Source organism: Arthrobacter sp. efr-133-R2A-120 (assembly GCF_030209835.1).
Classification (GTDB): domain Bacteria; phylum Actinomycetota; class Actinomycetes; order Actinomycetales; family Micrococcaceae; genus Arthrobacter.
In genome coordinates this window covers 1-1,352 of the sequence record NZ_JARVRF010000047.1, presented here as the reverse complement: position 1 = coordinate 1,352, position 1,352 = coordinate 1, and the positions used below count along the sequence as shown (strand labels likewise).

The window sequence follows — 1,352 nt, the reverse complement described above, 5'->3', positions numbered from 1 at the left end:
CTCCCCGGCTACGGTGCACTCCCGGAAGCCGCGCGACGCGCCAAGGCGGCCGCCCTGGCTCCCGTGATCCGCGGCCTCGCCTCGGCCGACAAACCGCAGGTGGGCCACTTCAGCGACGACCCGCGTGTCCTGGAATTCCTCGAAGGCGCCGAGCACCCGCGCCTGGGCGCGCTGGGCACCTCCTGCCCTGACCACTTCCTGCGCACCAAGGTCAAGCCCCTCGTCCTGGACCTGCCCGCCGGCGCCGGCATCCAGGAGAGCACCGCGCGCCTGAAGGAACTCCACGCCGCGTACCGGGAGGACTACCAGGCCTACTACGACCGCCACGCCGACGAAAACAGCCCCGCCCTGCGCGGCGCGGACCCGGCCATCGTCCTGGTCCCCGGCGTCGGAATGTTCTCCTACGGCAAGGACAAACAGACCGCACGGGTCGCCGGGGAGTTCTACCTCAACGCGATCAACGTGATGCGCGGCGCCGAAGCCATCTCCTCCTACGCACCGATCGAGGAAGCCGAGAAGTTCCGGATCGAATACTGGGCCCTCGAGGAAGCCAAACTCGCCCGGATGCCCAAACCCAAGTCCCACGCCACGCGCATCGCTTTGGTGACCGGCGCGGCGTCGGGCATCGGCAAGGCGATCGCGACCCGCCTCGCCGCGGAAGGCGCCTGCGTGGTCATCGCGGACCTCAACCTGGACAACGCCCAGGCCGTCGCGGCCGAACTCGGCGGTGACGACGTCGCCATCGGCGTGCAGGCAGACGTCACCGACGAAGCCCAGGTGCAGGGAGCCATCGACGCGGCCGTCCTGGCCTTCGGCGGCCTGGACCTGGTGGTGAACAACGCGGGCCTGTCCATCTCCAAACCCCTCCTGGAAACCACCGGGAAGGACTGGGACCTGCAGCACAACGTCATGGCCAAAGGCTCGTTCCTGGTCTCCAAAGCCGCCGCGAAGGCCATGATCGACCAAGGCCTCGGCGGGGACATCGTCTACATCTCCTCGAAGAACTCGGTGTTCGCCGGCCCGAACAACATCGCCTACTCCGCCACCAAGGCAGACCAGGCCCACCAGGTCCGCCTGCTAGCCGCCGAACTGGGCGAGCACGGCATCCGCGTCAACGGCATCAACCCCGACGGCGTCGTCCGCGGCTCGGGGATCTTCGCCGGCGGCTGGGGCGCCAAGCGCGCCGCCGTCTACGGCGTCGACGAGCAGGAACTGGGCAAGTACTACGCCCAACGCACCCTGCTCAAACGCGAAGTCCTGCCCGAACACGTCGCCAACGCCGCCGCCGTGCTCACCAGCAACGAACTCTCACACACCACCGGCCTGCACATCCCGGTCGACGCGGGCGTCGC

Annotated in this window: 1 protein-coding gene; it reads left to right on the top strand. The window is 68.9% G+C overall.

Features of this window, described 5'->3' with window-relative positions; all coding sequences use genetic code 11:
* A partial coding sequence (gene rhaD, locus QRN52_RS19120) for a bifunctional rhamnulose-1-phosphate aldolase/short-chain dehydrogenase (RefSeq protein WP_284755023.1) occupies positions 1 to 1,352 on the top strand: 1,352 nt, incomplete at both ends.